General features: G+C 74.7%; 6 protein-coding genes. 3 read left to right on the top strand and 3 right to left on the bottom strand.

Features of this window, described 5'->3' with window-relative positions; all coding sequences use genetic code 11:
- Nucleotides 1-1,716, top strand: a 1,716-nt coding sequence (locus AE652_RS27895; RefSeq protein ID WP_049656367.1) for a M28 family peptidase, incomplete at its 5' end; no start/stop codon positions are given.
- 111 nt (nucleotides 1,717-1,827) lie between these two features.
- Here AE652_RS27895 and AE652_RS27890 read toward each other — a convergent pair.
- Together AE652_RS27890 and AE652_RS27885 are read right to left on the bottom strand one after the other, a co-directional pair.
- On the bottom strand, nucleotides 1,828-2,604 hold the full coding sequence (locus AE652_RS27890; protein ID WP_049656364.1) for a hypothetical protein: 777 nt from the start codon (nucleotides 2,602-2,604) through the stop codon (nucleotides 1,828-1,830).
- A 113-nt stretch (nucleotides 2,605-2,717) separates the two neighbouring features.
- Nucleotides 2,718-3,323: a hypothetical protein gene (locus AE652_RS27885; RefSeq protein ID WP_049656360.1), complete on the bottom strand. Its 606-nt coding sequence runs from the start codon at nucleotides 3,321-3,323 to the stop codon at nucleotides 2,718-2,720.
- Nucleotides 3,324-3,519: 196 nt separating this feature from the next.
- Between AE652_RS27885 and AE652_RS27880 the strand changes: the two genes are divergently transcribed.
- Nucleotides 3,520-4,758 carry a cytochrome P450 gene (locus tag AE652_RS27880; protein WP_053112301.1) on the top strand — a complete coding sequence of 413 codons (1,239 nt, stop codon included), beginning with the start codon at nucleotides 3,520-3,522 and terminating at the stop codon, nucleotides 4,756-4,758.
- Between the two features lie 7 nt (nucleotides 4,759-4,765).
- Here the strand turns inward: AE652_RS27880 and AE652_RS27875 are convergent, their stop codons facing one another.
- Nucleotides 4,766-5,254: a MerR family transcriptional regulator gene (locus AE652_RS27875; RefSeq protein ID WP_049656358.1), complete on the bottom strand. Its 489-nt coding sequence runs from the start codon at nucleotides 5,252-5,254 to the stop codon at nucleotides 4,766-4,768.
- A 141-nt stretch (nucleotides 5,255-5,395) separates the two neighbouring features.
- Here AE652_RS27875 and AE652_RS27870 point away from each other — a divergent pair.
- A partial coding sequence (locus AE652_RS27870; protein WP_049656357.1) for an MFS transporter occupies nucleotides 5,396-5,998 on the top strand: 603 nt, incomplete at its 3' end.

Here is a 5,998-nt window from a genome sequence, read left to right as displayed (position 1 = left end):
TGCGCCTTCTTCAACCGCACCAAGGCCGCCTGGGACGCCGTCAGCGTCCCCGCCCAGAGCGGCGACCCGACCTGCACGCCGTCCGGCAACAACGACTTCTCGCTGTCGCTCGGCCCGGCGTCCGGCTCCGTCCAGCCCGGCGCCTCGACCTCGTCGACGGTGAGCACCGCCGTCACCTCCGGCACCGCGCAGACCGTCGGCCTCACCGCCTCCGGCCTCCCGGCGGGCGTCACCGCGAGCTTCAACCCCTCGTCGGTGCAGGCCGGTTCCTCCTCCACCCTGACCCTGTCCGCCGCCTCCAGCGCCGCGACCGGGACCTACCAGATCACCGTCACCGGCACCGCCGGCGCCACCACCCACACCGCCCAGTACGGCCTGACGGTCGGCGGCGGGGGCAACCCCGGCGGGCCCGCGCCCGACATCGACGTCGCCAAGGTCCAGGCCCACCTGTCCCAGCTGAACACCATCGCGAACCAGAACGGCGGCCACCGCCGGGCGGGCAGCGCCGGGCACAGCCAGTCGATCGCGTACATCAAGGCCAAGCTGCAGGCGGCCGGCTACAACGTCACCGAGCAGACCTGCACCTCCTGCAGCTACCAGTCCAACAACCTGATCGCCGACTGGCCCGGCGGCCCGTCCGACCAGGTCACCATGTTCGGCGCCCACCTGGACAGCGTCTCGGCCGGCCCCGGCATCAACGACAACGGCTCCGGCTCGGCCGTCCTGCTGGAGAACGCGCTCGTGCTCGCCCAGCAGAACCCCAGCCTGACCCGGCACGTCCGGTTCGGCTGGTGGACCGGTGAGGAGCAGGGCCTCCAGGGCTCGCAGTCCTACGTCGGCCAGCTGAGCTCCGCCCAGCGCTCCGCGATCAAGGCGTACTACAACTTCGACATGGTCGGCTCGCCCAACGCCGGCTACTTCATCAACAACATCAACTCCGCGGCGTCGGCCCCGATGAAGGCCTACTGGGACTCGCTGAACCTCAAGCCGGAGGAGAACGTCGAGGGCCAGGGCCGCTCGGACGACTACTCCTTCCAGCAGGCCGGCATCCCGACCTCGGGCTACGCGGCCGGCGCCGACGCCACCAAGACCTCGGCGCAGGCGGCCAAGTGGGGCGGCACGGCGGGCCGTTCCTACGACTCCTGCTACCACTCGTCCTGCGACACCACCAGCAACGTCGACGCGACGGTGCTGAACCGCAACGCCGACGGCGTGGCGTACACCATCTGGAAGACCTCGGTCGGCGGCACCGCGCCCGCCAACGACTTCTCCCTCTCGGTGAACCCGACCACCGCCACCGTCAAGCCCGGTGACACCACCACCGCGACGGTCGCCACCTCGACCACCTCCGGCTCGGCCCAGACGGTCAACCTGACCGCCTCGGGCGCCCCGGCCGGCGTGACCGTCTCCTTCAACCCGTCCTCGGTGCAGTCCGGCGGCTCGGCGACGCTCACCGTCGCCACCGCCGCCTCGACCGCCACCGGCACCTACACCATCACCCTGACCGGGACCGGCTCGGCCACCCACAGCACCAGCTTCTCCCTGGTGGTGGGCAACGACTCGCCGAACCCGGGTGGCACCTGGACGGCCGGCACCACCTACCAGGCGGGCGACGTGGTGACCTACAACGGGGTCAGCTACCGCTGCCTCCAGGGCCACACCGCCCAGGTCGGCTGGGAGCCGCCGATCGTCCCGGCGCTCTGGCAGGCCGTGTGACCGGGGCGCGCTGACGCCCGGTGAAGCCGCTGCGCCGCGGTCCGTCGAGGGGGACGGACCGCGGCGCAGCCGTGCGCGGGGCGGGGGTCGCGCGGAGCCCGCGCGGCGGCCTCAGCCGGGGTGGAAGGCGACCCGGACGGTGGCGTCGAAGGGGAGGATCAGCCCGTTGCCGGTCTCCCAGGTCCAGGTCCGCGGGAGCAGGAACATCCGGCCGCCGGAGAGGGCCAGCAGCCGCAGCCCCTCGTAGCGGTAGCGGAACCGCGCGCCCTGGTCCACGTCCGGCAGCGCCGTCTCCCACACCCCGGGCCACCCCAGGTGGAGGCGTTCGGGGGTGTCCAGGACGACCGCCGGGCGCCGGTAGAGGTGGTGGGCGAGGTCCTCGGCGTCGGCCGTCCCCTTCTGCTGGGCGTAGTCGCCGACCGCCCAGTACGAGCAGAGCACGATGATCGCCACGCTGACGCCCAGCGCCGCCCGCTCCCCGGTCAGCGGGTACGGTGCGCCGGTGCCGCGCACGTACATCATCCGGGCCAGGACCGCGAGCAGCAGCGCGCCGCCGATCAGCAGCGGGGTGCCCAGCGGGCCGGCGTCGAACACCTCGAAGCCGGCCAGGAGGCCGAGCACCAGCAGCGGGACGACCAGTGCGGCGACCGCCCAACAGGCCCGGCGCACCGTCCGGGCGCCGGGCCCGCCCTTCCCGGCCGCCCTGGTCGCGAGGTGGTAGCCCAGCGCGCCGACCAGCGCCCCGCACAGGGCGACCCCGGCCGGGAGGTAGAGCGCGGGGGAACTGCGGATCAGCAGGTCCTGGGTGGCGAAGCCGATCGTGCCGGCGTCGATGCCGAAGAAGGCGTAGAGCGAACTGGTGTAGGCGTAGCCGAAGAAGAGGAGCAACGCGGTGAGGAGGGTGGTCGGGGCGATCCAGGTGGCGAGCCTGGTGAGCCAGTCGGCCCAGGAGCGCGGCTGCGGCTGCCGCTGCCCGTCCGGGGGTTCCTCCTCGGCAGGTCTCAGGGGGTGCTCCCGGCGCCGCTGGACGGGCTCGACCCGTAACTCGGGGTCGCGCCGTTGCCGGTGGTCGCCCCGTCGTCGGGGCTGACGACGACCACCGAGCCCGCGGCCTCGATCCGCTTGGAGGAGTCGTCGGCCGTCACCGTGAGGCAGACGGTCCGGTCCTTGGTCCCGGGCTTCCACTGCGGGAGCCGGAAGTCGACCAGCTCGGTCTTGCCGTCGGTCACTTGCACCTGCTGCGAGGCGGGGGTGGCGTAGGACGTGCTGCCGCACTCGGCGACCTTGCTGATCACGGCCGTGAAACTGGTCTTCGACGGGAAGGACAGGGTGATCCGGGCCCTGTTGTCGATGCCCTGGACGCTCGCCGAGGGCTCGCCCGCGGTCCGGAACCCGCCCTGGTCCCCCTCGTCCTTGGTCCGCTGGTCGTCCGGCAGGCCCGAGCCGCTGCTCTGGCCGTTCCGGGTGGCGCCTGCCGACCCGGATCCGCCACCGCCGCCGCAGGCCGCGAGGACCGGGACGAGCAGGGCGGCCGCCAGCCACCGGCCCGCGCCGACAGGCCTTCCCGTTCGGATCCCGCCGCCTCCGAAGGGCCGGGTCCCAGGCATGCGTTCTCCCATCCGCGCGGCGAGCAGGGGCCGGTCGGCCCCGCCGCACCGTACCCGTGCGGGTACGGCCGGTCGGGCCGCCGCGCCGCCCCCGGCCGGGTCGGCCAGCCGTTCGGCGCAGCCCGGACGGGCGGCGCGCTGGCATAGAGTCGGACCGCAGCCGACGAACCGTCAGCAGAGCGGAAGGACACGACCTGTGAGCACCGAGACCCGTCCGGTACCGGAGCTGGCCGCGGAGGTCGTCGAGCGGTGGCGGGCCGAGGAGGCCGAGCTCGTCGACCTGCTGGCCCGGACCCAGCGCGGTGTCGGCGGCGTCGCCGCCTTCCGGCTCGGCCCGACACCGACCGTCCTGGTCACCGACCCGGCCGCCGTGCAGCACGTCCTGGGCCACCACCCGGACCGGTACGTCAAGCGCTCGCACCGCGCCCGGATGCTGGTCGGGGACGGCGTGCTGTCCGCCACCGGCGACCCCTGGAAGCGCCAACGGCGGGTGCTGCAGGCGCAGTTCACCGGCACCGGGATGCGCCGCTACGAGCGGCGGATCGCCGCGGCGGCGCGCCGCACCGCCGAGCGCTGGGAGGGGTACCGGCGCAGCGGGGAGGCCTTCGACGTCGGCGAGGAGATGCGCGGCTTCGCCCTGGACACCGTCTGGCGGGCGCTCACCGGGCTGCCGCTGGACGACCGGACGGACCGCGAACTCCGCTCGGTGGAACGGGTGGTGGCCGCGATGCCGACCCTGCCGACCAACGCGGCGGACGCCCGGGACGCGGTCGCCGAGGACCTCGCCCGGATCGACGCGGTGGCGCACGCGGCGATCGACGCGGCGCGCTCGGCCGGCCCGACCGAGGAGCCCGGCGTGCTCCGGGTGCTGCTCGACGCGGGCGAGCAGGACCCCGGGTACACCGACCGGTTGATCCGCGACGAGCTGGTCACCCTGCTCGTCGCCGGCCACGAGACCACGGCCACCACGCTCACCTGGCTCTTCCTGCTGCTCGACCGCCACCCCGAGGCCCGGACGGCCGATCCGCAGGCGCTGGTGAGCGAGACGCTGCGGCTCTACCCCTCCGCCTGGCTGCTCCCCCGGCACGCCGTCGAGGACGACGTCATCGCCGGGCACCGCATCGCCGCCGGGACGGACGTGCTGGTCTGCCCGTACCTCACCCACCGCGACCCGGCGCTCTGGCCGGACCCGGAACGCTTCGACCCCGCCCGCTTCGCCCACGGCGCGGACCGCCCCGGGCAGCTCGGCGCCTACTTCCCGTTCGGCCTCGGCGCCCGCGCCTGCCTGGGCACCCGGTTCGCGCTGCGCGAGACCACGGCACTGCTGGAACTCCTGCTGCCGATGGGGCCGTTGACGTTCCGCTCGCGGCCGACGGGGGCCGCGTACAGCATCACCGTACGGCCGGACGGGCCGACGCCGGCGGTGCTGGGCTGAGGCCTTCCTACGGTGTGGCGCTGCCCGACCGCGGGTGCTCCGACCGCGGGCCGTCCGGCCGGGCGGGCAGGAAGCCGTCGGCGAGCTCCTCGCCGGCCAGGGCGGCGTCGACCCGGGCACTGATGTGGGCCCGGGTGGTCGGGCAGTCGAGCGGGCGGTCCCGACTGCACAGCAGCATGTGGGTGAGGACGGCCGCGGCGTGCTCCAGCCGGCGGGCGCGCTCGAGCATCCCGTCCCGCTGGGCGTGCAGCAGCGCAGTGCGGTCGGCCGCCCGCTCGCTGGCCAGGACGGCGGCGGTCCCGCTGACCGGGATCATCCCGTCCACGTGCCAGAGCTGGACCAGGGCGAGGCGCTCCAGCGACTCCCGGTCGTAGTAGCGGACCCGGCCGCGGCGGGCGGCGGGCGCGATCAGGCCGCACTCCTCGTAGTAGCGCAGGGCGGGCACCGAGAGGCCGAAGGCCGCCGAGACCTCGGTGATCGAGTGGAGCTCCGCCATCCGCCGCCGCCTCCTTCGGGGTTGCGCCCAGGCCGAGTTGGGCTCGGCCGGGTGCGCCGGGACCGGGTTGCGCTCAAGCACGCTTGAGCGAGAACGCTTAGGCAAGCCTAACCTCTCATCGAAGCGAAGGGCTTGCTCCCCATGCCGCTCACCGACCCGACGGCCACCACCGCGTCGGCCACTGCGACCACCACCGCACCCGCACCCGCCCGCACCCCACGGGCCGCCGGGGCCCTGCTCGTCCTCGGTTTCGTCCTGCTCAGCCTCAACACCCGGGTCGCGTTCGGACAGATCGGGCCGCTCGCGCCGGTCGCCGGCTGGGGCCCGGGCACCGTGACCCTGCTCGCCCTCCTGCCGCCGCTGTGCATGGGCCTGTTCGCCCCGCTCGGCGCCCTGGCCCGGCGGCGGCTCGGCGAGGAGCGCGGGCTGTTCTGGGCGAGCGTGCTGCTGCTGGCCGGGGCGGTGCTGCGGACGGCGGGCCTGCCCGGGCTGTACGCGGGCACGGTGCTGGTGGGCGTCGCGGTGGCGGTGGTGAACGTGCTGATCCCGGTGTTCGTCCGGGCCCGCTTCGCGCAGCGGCGGATCGGCACCATGACGGGCGTCTACGCGCTGTCCATGGGCACCGGTTCGGCGGTCGTCGCCGCGCTGGTCGCGCCGGTCGCGGGCACCTGGTCCTGGCAGGCCGCGATCGCGATCGCCGTCGTCCCGGCGGCCCTGGCGGCGGCCGGCCTGGCGCCGCAGCTG

The sequence above is a fragment of the Kitasatospora sp. MY 5-36 genome (assembly GCF_001182915.1).
In the GTDB taxonomy this organism is placed as follows: domain Bacteria; phylum Actinomycetota; class Actinomycetes; order Streptomycetales; family Streptomycetaceae; genus Kitasatospora.
Note: the sequence above shows the minus strand (reverse complement) of the source record. Positions and strands in the feature narration are given on the sequence as shown.

Bases quoted from the DNA above. Each gene is read 5' to 3' on its own strand.
- AE652_RS27885 (WP_049656360.1), bottom strand. From the start codon at position 3,323: ATGCCTGGGACCCGGCCCTTCGGAGGCGGCGGGATCCGAACGGGAAGG.
- AE652_RS27875 (WP_049656358.1), bottom strand. From the start codon at position 5,254: ATGGCGGAGCTCCACTCGATCACCGAGGTCTCGGCGGCCTTCGGCCTC.